Below are 14,940 nucleotides of genomic sequence, written 5' to 3'. Positions count from 1 at the left end.
CTTAACCCGCAGAACGGTGGCCACACCGGGGCAACAAGAATCGAACACACGCAGCAATTCACGCAGCAGAAAAGACGGAAAGGCCAATATGCTTAGCTGGGACGATCTCGAAACACCGTCACAAGAAAAGAAAAGCACTGAACCGCGACCGGCGCCGGAAACACTGCAACAGCAGGTGTCCGAACCGGCTGTCTCCTATGAGAGCCACGCCGCACCGGCGTCGCCCGCGGCCCAATCCACCGTTACCACCGCGCCGGCCTCCGACGCCGTGGCAGCGGCACGGGCCGCCGTAGCCGACATGGACCCCGCCCCGGGCCTGGAAGAGCTGGAAATGGGCGCCGCCCGTATCGAGGTGGACGAGAAGCGCATCATCAACTGCCGCGCCGACCTGAACCAGCTGGTGCCCTTCAAGTACGACTGGGCCTGGCAGAAATACCTGGACGGCTGCGCCAACCACTGGATGCCGCAGGAAGTGAACATGAACAAGGACGTGTCCATGTGGAAAGACCCCGAGGGTCTGACCGAGGACGAGCGCCGCATCGTGGAATACTCCCTGGGCTACTTCTCCACCGCCGACAGCCTGGTGGCGAATAACCTGGTGCTGGCCATCTACCGCCACATCACCAACCCGGAGTGCCGCCAGTACCTGCTGCGCCAGTCCTTCGAGGAAGCCATCCACACCCACGCCTACCAGTACTGCGTGGAGTCCCTGGGCATGGACGAGGGCGAGGTATTCAACATGTACCGCGAGGTGCCCAGCGTTGCCAAGAAAGCCGCCTGGAGCCTCAAGCACACCCAGTCCATCGGCGACCCCAACTTCAAGACCGGCACCGTGGAAACCGACCAGGAGCTGCTGCGCAACCTGATCGCCTTCTACGCCGTGACCGAGGGCATCTTCTTCTACTGCGGCTTTACCCAGATCCTGTCCATGGGCCGCCGCAACAAGATGACCGGCGTTGCCGAGCAGTTCCAGTACATCCTGCGCGACGAGTCCATGCACCTGAACTTCGGCATCGACGTCATCAACCAGATCAAGCTGGAAAACCCGCACCTGTGGACCCCGGAGTTCCAGCAGGAAGTGGCGCAGATGATCCTGGAAGGCATGGAACTGGAAGTGGCCTACGCCCGCGACACCATGCCCCGCGGCGTACTGGGCATGAACGCCAACATGATGGAGGAATACCTCCACTTCATCGCCAACCGCCGGTTGAGCCAGCTGGGCCTGAAAGAGCAGTTCCCGGGTGCCCAGAACCCCTTCCCCTGGATGTCCGAGATCATGGACCTGCGGAAAGAGAAGAACTTCTTCGAGACGCGGGTTATCGAATACCAGACCGGCGGTGCGCTTCAGTGGTAGTAGGAACAACCAAGAAGCAATAAACAGGGACAACTACAACAAGTAGTCGCTCACAGGAAGAGAGGTATTGAAAGCGGGCGAAAGCCCGCTTTTTTTGTATCCCACAATAGCGAGCCGAGCCCAAAATTAGTCAGGAACGTCAGGAAAAAGACCCAGATCACGAGACGCGTCGTGTATCTGCCCGAGGAGCCCCTCTAATCTATTGATTTTAAAGCGCATTCTCGGAGAAGAAAGGGTTAGTGGCTCAGCTGGATAGCAAGACGCATCACGTTTTTGCCTGAGCTGCCACCCTCGAAAAGGCTCTAATGTATTGAAAAATATGAGTTATCTGATAACACTCACGCATCACTATTTGTAGATAGACGACGAATGGATATATAGATGCGTCTTTTGAATAAACTGTTAACTTTCCAATAGAGATCGAGAATGTCCATAGACATCGAAAAACAGAAAGAAAGATTCGATTCATTCCGAGAGGAACGAATGCCTGTGCTTCACGATTTCTCTCAAAAGTTAGGCTTCCAAAATCCACATGAAATCCTGATCAATCCAGTTGCTTTTCTTGAACCAATAAGCAACTGGCTATCGGAGCAAGATATCTCAGATGATGTGAAGAACTGGATTATTGTTCGAATTGGCTATTTCATTGGAGAGCTGTTTGTCGAGAAATACGGTGGTTGCTGGAGCGTGTGTGAAGCTCCTAGCTCTCGCTATTATGGCCATTATGTTGTTGGTGAATTCTCCTCATTCAGCAACCCAAATGCTCTTTTCGCACCTATGGAGGTAGCTTTTGAGCTAGCAAATCAACCTAAAGGCCGCTCACTATCAGCAATCTTAAGTGAAATTGAGGTGGCGCTTGGTAGCCTGTAAAAAGTTAACAAGGCCAAGCAGAGCGACCCATTTTCCGTTCCGCCTTTGGCTCCACTCCAAATGGTCGCCTGTTGGCGGCGTTAATGTCATGAAGATAGTAGAGCCCGAATCTCCAAGTGCTGCTACAACAAGAGAGCTTGTCTTGTGGGAGACTGCATATAAAGTCGATATACCGTTGGATCTACAATCGATTTTCAATATGTCAGATGGCCCGCTCTATGAATGGCCGGATACGTTAGTCCGAATCAAAATTTACGGTTGTAGAGAGTCATGCGCCACGTACAACAAGTATAAATTTGATGAAATCTGTAGTGATGCAATACCTTTAGCCCATGACTCTAAGTTCATGGCTGTATACAAAAAGGAAGAAAATAAAGTCATAGGCGTCTACATTATGCCAATTTCCAGAATTGGCTGGGAATATGCAAAATATGCATGTCAGCAGTTAGACGAGCTACTAAAGGCCGGAGAAAGCCTTGGGCATTGGTACGGACGTTAACAAGCGGCTGTTGTTGCCCCTTCGGGGCTGGGACGGCCTTTCCGCTGCTTCGCAGCTCCAAGTCCGCCCCAAAGCCGGGCGTTAAGTTTCTATGATCGAAAAAATCGCAATATTTTATCTTATTGTTTTCGTTGTCTTAGTGACCTTGAGGTTTATGAGGCCAAATATTATCACTTTTGTGGCATTTAGTTGGTTTGGCCCATTTCCAGAAGAAGGGGAAGCTCTATCTAGCTTCAAAGCGAGAAGAATAAGGTATGCTTTTAGTTGGCTTGTACAATTCATCGCCTACTTTTCCCTCTTGGCAATTCTTGGAATCTATTTTAATAGCTATTTCGGTGATACATTTTTTCTCGTGGCAAGTTTTGCGGGAACAATCGGGGCGGGAATGGCAGTTCTAGCGTGCATTGGATTTTCAATCTCTTGGTTAAAAACCATTTTGGTTGGCCCTAATCCAAAATGTGAGTACCTGGCTGAGCATGAAGTGTAAACTTAACAAGCCGCAGCAATCGCTCCCTTTGGTCGCTGGGACAGCCAAAACGCTGCGCTTATTTGTCTGCCCTTGTGCGGGGCGTTAAGCATCACTAATGAAAATTTACGGCTATTCGAAATCGACAGATAATCAGCTTTTGGAATTGACTGAAGTGACCATTTCAGCGGGGCCTGAGGTTCTGAGGTCTTTGGCTGCCTTTTTAGCTGATTGTGCGGATGGTATCGAGAAAGAAGGTAGCTCTTGGGAGCATGAGCATTTTAATGTAGGTGAATCTCTCCCAGGGCTAATTGTTCATAATCCGGATTCAGAGTAAGCCCATGCTTAACAAGCTAATGAACTTCGCGCGCGAAAGACACGCGCCGGACAGCCTACGCTGCGCTTCGGCTGCCGGTTATTAGGGCGTTATGCCTATGACTAGAACGCTAGTTTTGATTTCGGCCTGTATTCTGGTGGCTTGCTCTGATCCAGCCTACGTCGCAAGTGATTTGAGTAAGGCAATCTCGGAGGAGCTACGGGAAAGCGAATATAGATCTATTGACTTCGCCGGGCTCGCTGGCGACAACTGGTCACAAGTTTGCTTTTTCGGGCCTTACAACGAAAGGTCAAGTGAAGCCTTGGGCTTTGAATGGAATGTCGGCGAACATACAGATGTATTGCACTCAGACGGACACAATGTGATCGTGTTTGCGACGGGGAATGAGGTTCTCGAATATGTAGTTCATTCAAGAGGTCAGGGTGACTTCTCGGAACTCTCTGGCCAGTGCTTTCCTCGTGATGAGGCAAGCTTTGTCAAAGATCCTGATAATGGGCAGTGGCGCATAGCCGTGTCCTCCAAGGCATAACCAGGCCATGCACCGGATGCCAAAACCTCCGCTGTGCTTCGGCTTTGGCACCGGTGATGGCAGCGTTAAGGCACCACGAGAACTTCATTGAAACTACTCGCAATAATTTCAATTTCTATAGCTTTGGCCTGCGTCGTTTTCCTTGGTTTCTACCAGTGTGGTGGTTACATTACGGTTCGGCAAACTGTTACTGCCGTAGCTGGAGCAAATTTTGTATTGTCTGTGGCTACGAGTTATCGGGCTTCAGGTAACTCTTTAAAGATCGGAGTGGGTGCGACCACTGTGTTTATAGTGCTGCTTATCATGGCTTGGTACAGTGGGCAGGCGTTATACATGGCTCCCAATAGTGTTTCTGAGTTTTTCGGCCCTGGTTGCTAGCGAGCCTTAACAAACACAGGCAGTTTGCTATGGCCCTTCGGGCCTCCGCGGGACGGCTTACCTTGTGCACATATTGCGCGGTCGCTTTGCTCCCATTTTCGCGCAAAATGCGCACAAGGTAAGCCGCCCCTGCTGTGGGCGTTCTGGCTGTAGAAAAACTCTTAAAATATAGTGTTTTTTGATAGAATTGGCAGGTCGAAAAGGGGAATCCCGCCATGCCAAACTTCAAGCGGTACAATTACAACCAGGACGCGATGGTTGTGATCAATTTCGAAGAGCAATTGCAGCCGAATACCTTCGAATTTACCCTCCACCACCTGATCGATGACCATATCGACCTGTCTGCCTTCTACGAAAAGTACCAGAATGACGCCGGTGGTCGATCGGCTTACGATCCCGCCATTCTGTTAAAGATCATCCTGTTCGCATACTCCAAGGGCATCACCTCCAGCCGCGAGATCCAGTGGCAATGTGAGCACAATATCATCTTCAAGGCGCTTTCCTGCGATTCAGTGCCGCACTTCACCAGTATCGCCAGCTTTGTCAGCAGTTACCCGGATGCGATCGAGTCGATCTTTGAGCAGGTACTGATGGTATGTGACCAGGAGGGACTGCTGGGCAACGAGCTGTTTGCGATTGATGGTTGCAAGATGCCGTCGAATGCCAGTAAGGAGCACTCCGGTACATTCAAGGAACTCGAGCAAAAGCAGGCCAAGATCCGCAAGAAGATCCGGCACTGCATCAAGGAACACAAGAAGCTGGATGGCCGCAAGCCCGCCGAGCGGGAGCGCAAGCAGCGACTGGCGCAGGCGACGGATACGCTCAAGCAGCACTTCGAGAAGATAGACAAGTTCCTAAAGACGCAAGCCCCAAGGATGGGGCAAGGCAAGACCCCGAAAGAAGTCAAAAGTAATATCACCGACAATGAGTCGGCCAAGATGACCACCAGCAAGGGCACCATCCAGGGGTACAACGGTGTCGCCGCAGTGGACAAGAAACACCAGATCATTGTCGAGGCGCAGGCTTTCGGCGAGGGCCAGGAATACCATACGCTCAAGCCCATGCTGGATGGTCTCACCGCACACTACCGGAAAGCCGGCATCCATCCGGACATCCTCGCCGATGGCACCATCGTGACCGCCGATACTGGTTTCTCCAACGAGGGCAATAATGCCTATCTGAAAGAGGAAGGCATCAACGCCTATATCCCCGACAACCAGTTCCGCTCGCGGGACAAGGCGTTCGCCAAACAAAAAGAAAAGTATGGCAAGCGTCATCGCGATACCCTGGTGGGCGTCAAGCAGGTGATTCCTGCCAGGGAATTCACCTTCGATAAGCGCCGCAAGACCTGTATCTGCCCAGCCGGTAAAGAACTGCTTCTCTACAGGGAGGAGCAAGTCAGTGAGGGCAAGCGCAAGCTGTTCTTTGAGGGCCGCCTGACTGACTGCCGCCACTGTCACCTCAAACACCAGTGCATGCGCAACCCCGGTTCTGCCGATACCCGCGACGGCCACGGCCGGCAGGTGTCCACCACCTGGACCAATGGCCGCACGGCGACCGACTGGATGAAAAAGCGCGTCGACAGTATCGCGGGAAAGACGATCTATAGTCACCGGATGTCGGTGGTAGAGCCGGTGTTCGGTAATATTGGTACCAATAAACGGCTAGGCCGTTTCTCTTTACGTGGTCGTGAGAAGGTCCAGGGGCAATGGCGTATGTTCTGCCTGGTGCATAACATTGAGAAGTTGATGAGATACGGGGCGATCCACTGATTCACAGGGATATCCACACTCGTCTGCGCAAAAGAGGCCCTTAATACGTGCAATGAGTGATTATGTAAAACGGATGTGTTTAAATCGTGATCATTAAACTTATAAGAAAGAGAGCCGATGGGATATCAGGTTGTCATCCTGTTTTTCTACAGGCTCGTTATGTGTCTATGAGAGTTCAGGATGTTTAGCGAGAAGATTAATAAAAACGAGCTGTCTCAAGTTGCCTCGGAATTTAAGTCATTATTGGTCAAATACTCTGACTCATATATAGAGGCCAAAAATATACTAAGTCGGGCTTCTTCCCTAATAAATAAAGCAATCAACCGAGATATAGATGCCCCATATAGAAGAGGTTTTCTTCCCGAAGAGTTCTGGGAAAGCGGTGCACTATTCGAAGTCGATGATCTAGCGGAGAAATGCTCCCAATTTAGCCTTTTGCTAAAAGGGGCCAAATCGATCGAGGCAGTAGTTGAAGGTGTTCGCAAGATCGAAAAACAGGCGGAGATTGATGAGAGAGAGTTTCGGGCAAAACACACATAACAAGGCGGTGTTGTCGCCTTCGGCTGGGACTGCCATTCCGCTGGCGCTCCATGTCAGCCCCAAACCGCGGCGTTATGCATCAAAGGAGGCTTAGTGAAGTACCAAGTAGACTGGATAGGGCTGGGCAAGAAGCTTACGAAGTTTATGAGTATGGCAATATCCATACCTGTTACATTCGTTTTCATAGCGAGGCTTTTTGCTTCGGGTTTCAATTTAGAAAAGACATTTGAGCATGTCGCACTATGGCAGCTACCTTTATTTTTCTTAGGTATATTTGCATTCTCTGCTGTGTTCGGTTTTTTAATAGCTGCGGCATTCAGATTTGCATCTATAAGAATCGAAAATGAAAATCTAATTGGACGGAACTATTGGTTTCTTACAAATAGCATCCCTCTTTCAGAGATTAAAGAACTTTACCCATTCAGTAATAACGGGATAGAGGCAGTCGTAGCGAGCGCTGGAAAGCATGGTAAGGTATATATCTCTACTCATACCGAAAACCTAGAAGATTTAATTGAATTCATCGAGTCTAAAATGGAGTCCGCTGGCAATGCATAACAAGGCCGGGCAATTTGCTCCGGGCCTGCGACCCTCCGGAATAATTGGGGTCAGAGTAAAATTTTGACACCCAATCTAACCCGCCAGATTAAAGCCAATAATAATTGGGGTCAGATCAACATTTTGGCACTGGATTACTCAGAATAAGAGCGTGCCTTAAGCCTGATCTGGCCACACTTATGTGACTAACCCTGGGGCTCTTAAATACATACAAAAGAATCACAGGCAACCAGAATCCGATCCTGAGCCCACCGGTACTGTGCACTGCTCCGTACCGCCGGCCCACCAAGACGTTAGGCAAGAAAAAAGGAACTTCCATGATAATTTTCATCTATACCCTACTGATAGTTGCACTGGGGATTGGCAATAAACTTATCTTAGGACTGTCGGGGGCCTATCAACCAGTTGATTTTATAAAAGATCTTCCTTTAATTGTTCTGACATACTTTGGCCTATATGCGATCTGGGGCCGAGCAAGAGGAAAAAGGTACATATCACAGAGGTTCTGGCAGATCTATTTTGTGTTGCTTGTCATTAGTGTGCTGGCTATGCCGCTTTTAGACAAAGATATTGCATCTGCAGCGCAAGAGGTAAGCGTAGTGCAAGCCCTGGTCGGATATTTGGTGGTATCTGCTCTGATGATTCCCTATTTCTGGGGCTTATATAAGTATGCTTATTCTGCCAGTAGCATCTGGAGATCTTCCTGACGAGGCCAAGCAAGGGCACACCAGCGAGCTGGTGTTGGCGGCGTACTGGGAATGTCGTCCCTCGCGGCTGTGTTCCTCGCCCACCAGGGTTGGAGAAGTCCCAAAACACCTTTCTACAATCCCTGGGGCAAGGTATAACTTCAGACATGACAGGCAACCAAATACAACCCGTGGCTCCCGTGCAACCGTTTAATACCCAATTTACGCTATCCCGCGAATACCTTGCCGAGTGTTTCGATCAGTCTTTGCCCCACGGTAAAGGTGCCAAACCCAACTACCTGTTCCCGCTATTACTGTTTGCTGCCGGTGCTGGCATACTGTCGTTCACAGAGCAGCCCAAGGTCGCCGGTTACATATTGATCGCTTTAGCGATTCTGGAGCTGCTGCATATTCGATTCCGGCGCGCCTGGTGGTTGACACGGCAGATGTGGGGCAAGGGTGCGGGCGCCGAAGTGCAATTAACTGTAGATGATCACGGTATCCAGACCCAGACAGCCCATACGCAAACAGCGCTATTGTGGCCTGATATAGAGCGCGTCATTGAAACCGATTTGGGACTGATTCTGGTGGCCAAATCCGGCGGCCGGCAGTACTTGTCCAAATCGCTGTTTCCTGCTGATTTGGTGCCCGAGATCATTGCCAGGGCCAATGGAGAAGCTTGAATCAACTCCAGGCACGGCCAGGAGAATTCGTGCACAGCTCCGCCAAACTCGATACACCCATGGATTCAAAGTAGAAAAATAATTGGGGTCAGAGTTGGATTTTGGCAGGTAAGGAATCATTAACCAACCCCTACTGATTGAGCGCCCGGAATAACAGGAGCAAGGAAGGCAATGAAAGACCTCGATGACCACAAGAAAATCGCTGTTTTGATCGATGCGGACAATGCCCAGTATTCCAAGGTCAAGGCGATCCTGGACGAGATTTCCGCACACGGCCATATCGTCATCAAGCGTGCCTATGGCGACTGGTCCAGCGACAACCTGAAGAACTGGAAGAAATCCCTCAACGAGCTGGCCATCCAGCCGGTGCAGCAATTCGCCTACACCACCGGCAAGAACTCCACGGATGCCTCGATGATCATCGATGCCATGGACCTGCTCTACTCCAAGCGCTTTGATGCCTTCGCCCTGGTCTCCAGTGACAGCGACTTCACCAAACTGGCCGCCCGCCTGCGCGAGGACGAGATGTTCGTGTTCGGCGTCGGCGAACGCAAGACGCCTATTTCCTTCCGCAACTCCTGTGATGACTTTATCTTCACCGAAAATCTGGGCGGCGATGACGAGCCCGCAGAGTCGAAGGCAGCGGACAAGCAGAAAGCACCGGCAGCCAGGAAGGGCCAGAGTGATCCGGAAGAGCTGATCCCGCTACTCACCAAGGCCTGGGAGCAGTTCCAGGACGATAGCGGCTGGGCCAACGCCTCTGCGGCAGGGAGCTTCCTGAAGCGCTCGATGCCGGATTTCGACCCGCGCTCCTACGGGGCCGCCAAGTTCTCGCAGCTATTGGAGAATTTGAAAGGAAAGCTGGAAATCACGAAAAAGGAAGGCAATGGCAACCAGATCGCCTATCGAGTGAAGCGCACCAAACCCAAAGCCAAGCGCCGAACGAGCACATCCAAGGTAGAAGAACATGCGTGACTTTACAGTAGAGTTTGCCGATCCAGGCCAGCATTCTGGCTCTGGGCGATAAGACTATTTATCGGACATGTTTATATACAGCCGATATCAAAACTGTTGTACGATAATGAATAATTAAGAATAAAAAGCTAAACAGGCAATGGAAATGGATAGCTGTCCTGATTTCAAAAAATATAACTTCCAGCAGCTACAGGAAGCCTACTCCGGTGTGAACAAGGATATCTACCCGGAACGGGCCCGGGAGATACTGCACAGGATCGAACAGAGAAAGCGCTCCCACCCGGAAGAAGTGCCGGTCCCGAAAGTAGGCACTGCCGGCCGGACCGAGCGTTTGCTGGCTGCCTTTCTTGACGGACTTGTCATTATGGTCGCCTTCATACCGGTGGCCATCCTTGTTGGCACGAAATACGCGGAGAATAACCCGGTGATGTATCCGCTGTTCCTGCTCACATATGGCTACCTCGCCTTTCTATTGATCAATAGTTCACTGCTGCTAGAAAGGGGACAAACAGTAGGCAAGAAAATACTCGGCATCTCCATTCGGGATATGGAGGGCAAGATGCCCGATTTTGATACGCTCATTTTCTACCGGCCTTTGCTCAAGACGGCTTTTGCGGTCTTCTCCCCTTTAGACGTTATCAACAAACTGTTCATTTTTCGGGCGGACAAGCGCTGCATTCATGACCACATTGTGCAAACCAGGGTAGAGTACTTCCAGGACGGTATGAATGGGCATTACAAAGGTATCCGGAGGTGATAGTCCTCGGCAAAAGATGGTCCATGCACTATAAAATCGTATGCCCAAAACCCCGCATGGCCGAAACGGAAGACATGGCTTAAACATGACTGAAGCAATAATCAGCATGGGAAAAGACGGCACAAAATCTTTAGCGTATCGCACCTCTTCTTAAATTTTACCTGACAGGATCTTTAGCGCAGCCGTTATAGACGGCCGGCTCGACCACTGCACCACAATGGACATCAAAGAGAAGTTAAGATCACTTAACCGTGGCGATTACGCGTTTTTAACAATAATCATTGTCCTGATGGTAGCACCTGCATCCTTTGCACTATATGTTTTTTATATAGAACTACTCCAGGCCTCATCACCTTTGGAAATCATTTTAATTAGCCTTGCAGTGAGTATTCCATTCATTTTCTTTAATGGCATCATCGCTCTTACCATCAGACTTACACACAACAAAGAAATTAATGAATTGGCGATTAATTCATCACTAATATACGGTATGACTGTCTCGCTCCTGGTTTTATGCCTTGGCGCAGTATTCGCAGAGATTCTAGAGGGAGAATTAACTTCTGGGATTCAAACCGCTGTGGTTATCAATGTAGTATTTTCACTGTTAACAATACCGTTTTACTATGGCTACTCAAGCGAGCCTGATAACGTAGCAACCACCCCCCCCCCTGATTAAAAGTGGGGCACCACGCTATCCAATAGTGTTCCCCGTATCATCAGAGTAGAAGCTCCGTCATTAAGGACGAAATGAAATGAATATAAAGGATTTGCTTCAACCGAAAAACGCACGGCTACTTATCCTCTGTGTAGCCCTGATAATACTGGGACGGTCGGTCTATTATCTAGTGTTCGACACCCCGCTCGCCTTATTTGATGAAAGTCAAAGCCAGGTGCCAATTGATCGATTATTCGATATACAAGTACCCATGGCGCTGATGACGATATTTTGGCCTGTAGTTTTCGCAATCTGCAACTCCTTGCATAAAAACCTGAGGATAAATAGGGAAGCATTTTTCTTTGTCCTCATCGTCCATGCGACTTCCTGCACTCTAGCGGCATTCATCATACTAGCTCAGCCCCACACGTCGATTCCAGGCGACCTTTATCCTCAGGGTGAGATACCAAAAATAGGGGTTGTAATTTCTGTCCTGGCATTAACGCTTGTATCGACACTGATTTCTAGCATCATATATTTGAGAGGAAGACCACTTTTCGAAGCCGAGGCTAACTAGAGGAAGGCGATATAAAGAACTGTTGAGGCCAGGTTAAGATATTGTCCACCAGTCCCGGTTAGTAGAGTGCTGGGAGCAATAATACCAGGGAAGTCAGTGAAGGATCTGGAGGATCCATAAGTAAATCGTCGAGTCACTGTTACGCCCGGAACCGGATGCCCGGGCTGGGCTTCGCAGTTTTTATGGCCAAGCCCCCAGGTTATCCAGGATAACGGCCTACTTACTGAAGTTAGTAGCACCCACACGCAGCAGACCAGCACAATCTGATCGTGCCAGATTTCTTCCTGCCACAGGCAGGGTGTGAAGCACCGAAACGGAGAACCAGTGTGAGAGCCAATTTCTACAGCTTGCTCAGCACTTTCCTGCTGTTCGCGCCCCCGGGGTGTGCGGTTGCAATGCCCGCACCGGTAGTCATCCGCGATGTTACCGTGGTCAATGTTGAAAGAGGTATCGTGGAGCCGGGTAAGGATGTAGTTATTCAGGGTGACAAGATCGCGTCGGTGGAGAAATCCAGCCAAGCCACTCCCCGCGGGGCGCAGATAATAGATGGGAGCGGAAAGTACCTGATCCCCGGGCTGTGGGACATGCACACCCATACAGCCTCGGATACCATCAGCAGAGAGTCGATCCTGCCCGTATTTATCGCCCACGGTGTCACCGGGATTCGCATCATGCTCGGTGACTGCCCCGAACCCTGTGCCCGATACGATGCCCCTATCTCGACCATTCGGCAGTGGCAGGCGGATATTCTGGCCAACCGCCAGGTGGGCCCGCGGCTGTCGGCGGCAAGCTTTACCGTCGGTGCCTCGGCGCCTGACCAGGAAGAGCACGATCCATGGAGGCCCGCCACGGCCGAGGAAGCCCGGTCATTCGTGGCAATGGAGGCCGGGCGCGGTGTGGATATGATCAAGGTCCACAACCTTGTCCCGCGGCCGGTATACTTCGCCCTGGCGGAGGCCGCCCGCGAGCACCAACTGGACCTGGTCGGCCACGTGCCCCGCTCGATCACGGCGTCCGAAGCGGCCCGGGCCGGCCAGAAGTCGATCGAGCACCTCTTTGGCATACTGGAGGAGTGCGCCGGCCAATCGCCGGCAATCCGCGATCGCCTGCGGCAACAGCTGAATGGAGATACCGCTTACAGCGCATTGAAGGAGATGGCCCGGCGCTATGATTCCTCACAGTGCCGTAAGCTCTTCAAAACCTTTGTCGAGCAAGGGACCTGGCATGTGCCGACCCTGGTGCTGTACAGGCATGAGCGGGTCCACTCCTGGCCCGCCAACCCTGATAACCGCTATATCGCCGCTCCCCTCCTGAAGGAATGGAAAGACTGGCAGGCGTGGGAACTGGCTTTCTTCGGTGAATCGCCGGACTCCGCATGGCTCCAGGCGGCACTGGCAAGAGTTACTGACGAGATGCAGGCGGCAGGTGTGGGCATACTGGCCGGGACCGATGCCAACTGGTGGGGGATATACCCCGGGTCCAGCTTGCACGAAGAGCTGGCACTGTTGGCAGATGCGGGACTGTCGCCGGCGGAAGCACTGCGCGCGGCCACCCTCAACCCGGCCGCCTACTTCGGCCGTTCCAGTGAATTGGGTACTGTAGAGGCAGGCAAATACGCAGACCTGGTGCTGCTCGAGGCAAACCCGCTGGAGAGCATTACCAACACCCGCCACATCCATACCGTCCTGTTCAACGGCGAAATTTACGGGTCCTCGGCAATAGGGCAACTGCTCAGCGAGGCGGAGCGCTTCGCCTCCCGTACAAAACAACAACCGGAAATCTGAGCGCGGGGTAAATCACGCTTGCGTTACGCGACTCAATTTGTTCAGCGGCTTGCCGCGCCATCACATGATTGCAGCCAGGGTCGATAACGGTCTGGCTCACACCGCCATGGGGCCAAACGACCGGTGAAATTGCCCGACCCTGCTGGCTGGAGGGCGGGGGCCGGCGTCACCCACGCCATGCAGGAAATTCCGGGATAGGCAGTCCCGCCGGCGCAAATATAGACCCCTCAGCCTGGAATTTTGCGACCTTTTCCAGATCTCCCGTCTATAAGGCTGCATCGCAGAGGATGCATTGCTATCTTCAATTTTGACAGGATCAGGAAATGAAGCGTTTTCACGTGCACATCGCGGTCAATAATCTCGCCGGAAATATTACTTTCTACAGCAAGTTATTTGGACAGGCCCCGGACAAAGAGAAACCGGATTACGCCAAGTGGATGCTGGAGGACCCGCCACTTAGCTTCGCTTTGTCTTCCCGAGGCCATGCCATTGGTATCAACCACTTCGGTATACAGGCCGACTCCACCGAGGAACTGTCGGAACTCAGGGCCCTCGCCGATTCCGCTTCTGGCTTTTCGGCTGTCGATCAGGGCGACACGGCCTGCTGCTATGCACGGAGCGAGAAACATTGGACGTTTGACCCCCAGGGGATTGCCTGGGAGCACTTCTACACCATGGCTGATCTCGAGACTTTTACTGAAAGCACCGCCCCCCAGAAGGAAGCCTGCTGTATCCCGTTAAGCGCCACGGGAGATAGTGCAGACGGCCACGTTGACTGCTGCCTTCCCAATGAGGCGGGCACAGGCGAGGCAGAGTGCTGTAGGCGAGGTTTACCTTGATGCCGCAACAGCCCATGGAAACTGCAGACGTGGCCTCTTCAGGGCTGCGTAACAGCCTGAGTCGCTATCTTCGCCGGCGCCTGCCCGATCATGCGCCGGTGGAGGACCTGCTTCAAGACCTGCTTGTCAAGGCCCTAGCCGCAGACCGGGATGGCAGGGAGATAAACAACCTGGTGGGCTGGCTCTACGCCGCTGCCCGCTCTGCGGTGGCGGATTACTACCGCAGTCGGGGCGAGAACATGCAGGAGCTCAAGGAGGGTTATCCCGACCTGGAACAGGAGGATATCAGCCTGCACGCGGAGCTGTCAGAGTGCATGATGTCATTCGTTGCCCACCTCCCCCCCTTATACCGGGAGACTATTCTGGCAAGCGATATAGAAGGTGAGACGATGCCTGCGATCGCCGCGAGAATGCAGGTCTCAGTCTCCGCAATCAAAAGCCGGGCCAGCCGTGCGCGTGGCATGCTCAAGAGAAGACTGTCGGCCTGCTGCCATATAGAAACGACTGGCGGCCTGGTCAGTGACTACCACGCCAAATCAGAAAGTTGCTGCGGGAGTGAGAAGCCTGTATCGAGGATCAATCCAGGGATGGCGACATTACGGAACCCGCATCAACCAACGAAGAATACTGGATGACCCTGCTATTGGTAGATAAAAGTCCTGACGCTGAAGCAACCAGGCA

18 protein-coding genes are annotated in these 14,940 nt (G+C 51.9%); all 18 read left to right on the top strand.

The window, feature by feature from the left end:
• The first annotated feature begins 88 nt into the window (after positions 1–88).
• The 18 genes from LVE68_RS15960 to LVE68_RS15875 all read left to right on the top strand — a co-directional run bounded on the left by LVE68_RS15960 (position 89) and on the right by LVE68_RS15875 (position 14,894).
• A complete protein-coding gene (locus LVE68_RS15960; protein WP_232941431.1) occupies positions 89–1,354 on the top strand; it encodes a ribonucleotide-diphosphate reductase subunit beta in 1,266 nt (421 codons plus the stop codon).
• A 426-nt stretch (positions 1,355–1,780) separates the two neighbouring features.
• Positions 1,781–2,224 carry a hypothetical protein gene (locus tag LVE68_RS15955; protein ID WP_232941430.1) on the top strand — a complete coding sequence of 148 codons (444 nt, stop codon included), beginning with the start codon at positions 1,781–1,783 and terminating at the stop codon, positions 2,222–2,224.
• 88 nt (positions 2,225–2,312) lie between these two features.
• Complete coding sequence (locus tag LVE68_RS15950) at positions 2,313–2,723, top strand: hypothetical protein (RefSeq protein ID WP_232941429.1); 411 nt, start codon at positions 2,313–2,315, stop codon at positions 2,721–2,723.
• A 91-nt stretch (positions 2,724–2,814) separates the two neighbouring features.
• Positions 2,815–3,210: a hypothetical protein gene (locus LVE68_RS15945; protein WP_232941428.1), complete on the top strand. Its 396-nt coding sequence runs from the start codon at positions 2,815–2,817 to the stop codon at positions 3,208–3,210.
• Positions 3,211–3,307: 97 nt separating this feature from the next.
• Positions 3,308–3,526, top strand: coding sequence for an Imm32 family immunity protein (locus LVE68_RS15940; protein ID WP_232941427.1), 219 nt, complete (start codon positions 3,308–3,310; stop codon positions 3,524–3,526).
• Positions 3,527–3,623: 97 nt separating this feature from the next.
• Positions 3,624–4,055: a hypothetical protein gene (locus tag LVE68_RS15935; protein ID WP_232941426.1), complete on the top strand. Its 432-nt coding sequence runs from the start codon at positions 3,624–3,626 to the stop codon at positions 4,053–4,055.
• Between the two features lie 593 nt (positions 4,056–4,648).
• A complete protein-coding gene (locus LVE68_RS15930) occupies positions 4,649–6,205 on the top strand; it encodes a transposase (protein WP_232940126.1) in 1,557 nt (518 codons plus the stop codon).
• 180 nt (positions 6,206–6,385) lie between these two features.
• Complete coding sequence (locus tag LVE68_RS15925; RefSeq protein ID WP_232941425.1) at positions 6,386–6,745, top strand: hypothetical protein; 360 nt, start codon at positions 6,386–6,388, stop codon at positions 6,743–6,745.
• A gap of 93 nt (positions 6,746–6,838) precedes the next feature.
• Positions 6,839–7,303 carry a hypothetical protein gene (locus LVE68_RS15920; protein ID WP_232941424.1) on the top strand — a complete coding sequence of 155 codons (465 nt, stop codon included), beginning with the start codon at positions 6,839–6,841 and terminating at the stop codon, positions 7,301–7,303.
• A gap of 317 nt (positions 7,304–7,620) precedes the next feature.
• Positions 7,621–8,010, top strand: a complete 390-nt coding sequence (locus tag LVE68_RS15915) for a hypothetical protein (protein ID WP_232941423.1) — start codon at positions 7,621–7,623, stop codon at positions 8,008–8,010.
• A 146-nt stretch (positions 8,011–8,156) separates the two neighbouring features.
• A complete protein-coding gene (locus LVE68_RS15910; protein ID WP_232941422.1) occupies positions 8,157–8,672 on the top strand; it encodes a YcxB family protein in 516 nt (171 codons plus the stop codon).
• A gap of 171 nt (positions 8,673–8,843) precedes the next feature.
• The gene (locus LVE68_RS15905; RefSeq protein ID WP_232941421.1) at positions 8,844–9,647 is read left to right on the top strand and encodes an NYN domain-containing protein; all 804 of its coding nucleotides are present in this window, start codon (positions 8,844–8,846) and stop codon (positions 9,645–9,647) included.
• Positions 9,648–9,786: 139 nt separating this feature from the next.
• Complete coding sequence (locus tag LVE68_RS15900) at positions 9,787–10,404, top strand: RDD family protein (protein ID WP_232941420.1); 618 nt, start codon at positions 9,787–9,789, stop codon at positions 10,402–10,404.
• A 217-nt stretch (positions 10,405–10,621) separates the two neighbouring features.
• Positions 10,622–11,080 carry a hypothetical protein gene (locus tag LVE68_RS15895; protein ID WP_232941419.1) on the top strand — a complete coding sequence of 153 codons (459 nt, stop codon included), beginning with the start codon at positions 10,622–10,624 and terminating at the stop codon, positions 11,078–11,080.
• A 76-nt stretch (positions 11,081–11,156) separates the two neighbouring features.
• Positions 11,157–11,636, top strand: coding sequence for a hypothetical protein (locus LVE68_RS15890; RefSeq protein ID WP_232941418.1), 480 nt, complete (start codon positions 11,157–11,159; stop codon positions 11,634–11,636).
• A 326-nt stretch (positions 11,637–11,962) separates the two neighbouring features.
• On the top strand, positions 11,963–13,420 hold the full coding sequence (locus LVE68_RS15885) for an amidohydrolase family protein (protein ID WP_232941417.1): 1,458 nt from the start codon (positions 11,963–11,965) through the stop codon (positions 13,418–13,420).
• 323 nt (positions 13,421–13,743) lie between these two features.
• On the top strand, positions 13,744–14,259 hold the full coding sequence (locus LVE68_RS15880; RefSeq protein WP_232941416.1) for an ArsI/CadI family heavy metal resistance metalloenzyme: 516 nt from the start codon (positions 13,744–13,746) through the stop codon (positions 14,257–14,259).
• A gap of 14 nt (positions 14,260–14,273) precedes the next feature.
• Complete coding sequence (locus tag LVE68_RS15875; RefSeq protein WP_232941415.1) at positions 14,274–14,894, top strand: sigma-70 family RNA polymerase sigma factor; 621 nt, start codon at positions 14,274–14,276, stop codon at positions 14,892–14,894.
• Positions 14,895–14,940: the final 46 nt, after the last annotated feature.

The organism is Microbulbifer sp. YPW16, assembly GCF_021290385.1.
Classification (GTDB): domain Bacteria; phylum Pseudomonadota; class Gammaproteobacteria; order Pseudomonadales; family Cellvibrionaceae; genus Microbulbifer; species Microbulbifer zhoushanensis.
Note: the sequence above shows the minus strand (reverse complement) of the source record. Positions and strands in the feature narration are given on the sequence as shown.

Coding starts and splice junctions, on each gene's coding strand:
- LVE68_RS15960 (WP_232941431.1), top strand. CDS start 89: ATGCTTAGCTGGGACGATCTCGAAACACCGTCACAAGAAAAGAAAAGC.
- LVE68_RS15955 (WP_232941430.1), top strand. CDS start 1,781: ATGTCCATAGACATCGAAAAACAGAAAGAAAGATTCGATTCATTCCGA.
- LVE68_RS15950 (WP_232941429.1), top strand. CDS start 2,313: ATGAAGATAGTAGAGCCCGAATCTCCAAGTGCTGCTACAACAAGAGAG.
- LVE68_RS15945 (WP_232941428.1), top strand. CDS start 2,815: ATGATCGAAAAAATCGCAATATTTTATCTTATTGTTTTCGTTGTCTTA.
- LVE68_RS15940 (WP_232941427.1), top strand. CDS start 3,308: ATGAAAATTTACGGCTATTCGAAATCGACAGATAATCAGCTTTTGGAA.
- LVE68_RS15935 (WP_232941426.1), top strand. CDS start 3,624: ATGACTAGAACGCTAGTTTTGATTTCGGCCTGTATTCTGGTGGCTTGC.
- LVE68_RS15930 (WP_232940126.1), top strand. CDS start 4,649: ATGCCAAACTTCAAGCGGTACAATTACAACCAGGACGCGATGGTTGTG.
- LVE68_RS15925 (WP_232941425.1), top strand. CDS start 6,386: ATGTTTAGCGAGAAGATTAATAAAAACGAGCTGTCTCAAGTTGCCTCG.
- LVE68_RS15915 (WP_232941423.1), top strand. CDS start 7,621: ATGATAATTTTCATCTATACCCTACTGATAGTTGCACTGGGGATTGGC.
- LVE68_RS15910 (WP_232941422.1), top strand. CDS start 8,157: ATGACAGGCAACCAAATACAACCCGTGGCTCCCGTGCAACCGTTTAAT.
- LVE68_RS15905 (WP_232941421.1), top strand. CDS start 8,844: ATGAAAGACCTCGATGACCACAAGAAAATCGCTGTTTTGATCGATGCG.
- LVE68_RS15900 (WP_232941420.1), top strand. CDS start 9,787: ATGGAAATGGATAGCTGTCCTGATTTCAAAAAATATAACTTCCAGCAG.
- LVE68_RS15895 (WP_232941419.1), top strand. CDS start 10,622: ATGGACATCAAAGAGAAGTTAAGATCACTTAACCGTGGCGATTACGCG.
- LVE68_RS15890 (WP_232941418.1), top strand. CDS start 11,157: ATGAATATAAAGGATTTGCTTCAACCGAAAAACGCACGGCTACTTATC.
- LVE68_RS15880 (WP_232941416.1), top strand. CDS start 13,744: ATGAAGCGTTTTCACGTGCACATCGCGGTCAATAATCTCGCCGGAAAT.
- LVE68_RS15875 (WP_232941415.1), top strand. CDS start 14,274: ATGGAAACTGCAGACGTGGCCTCTTCAGGGCTGCGTAACAGCCTGAGT.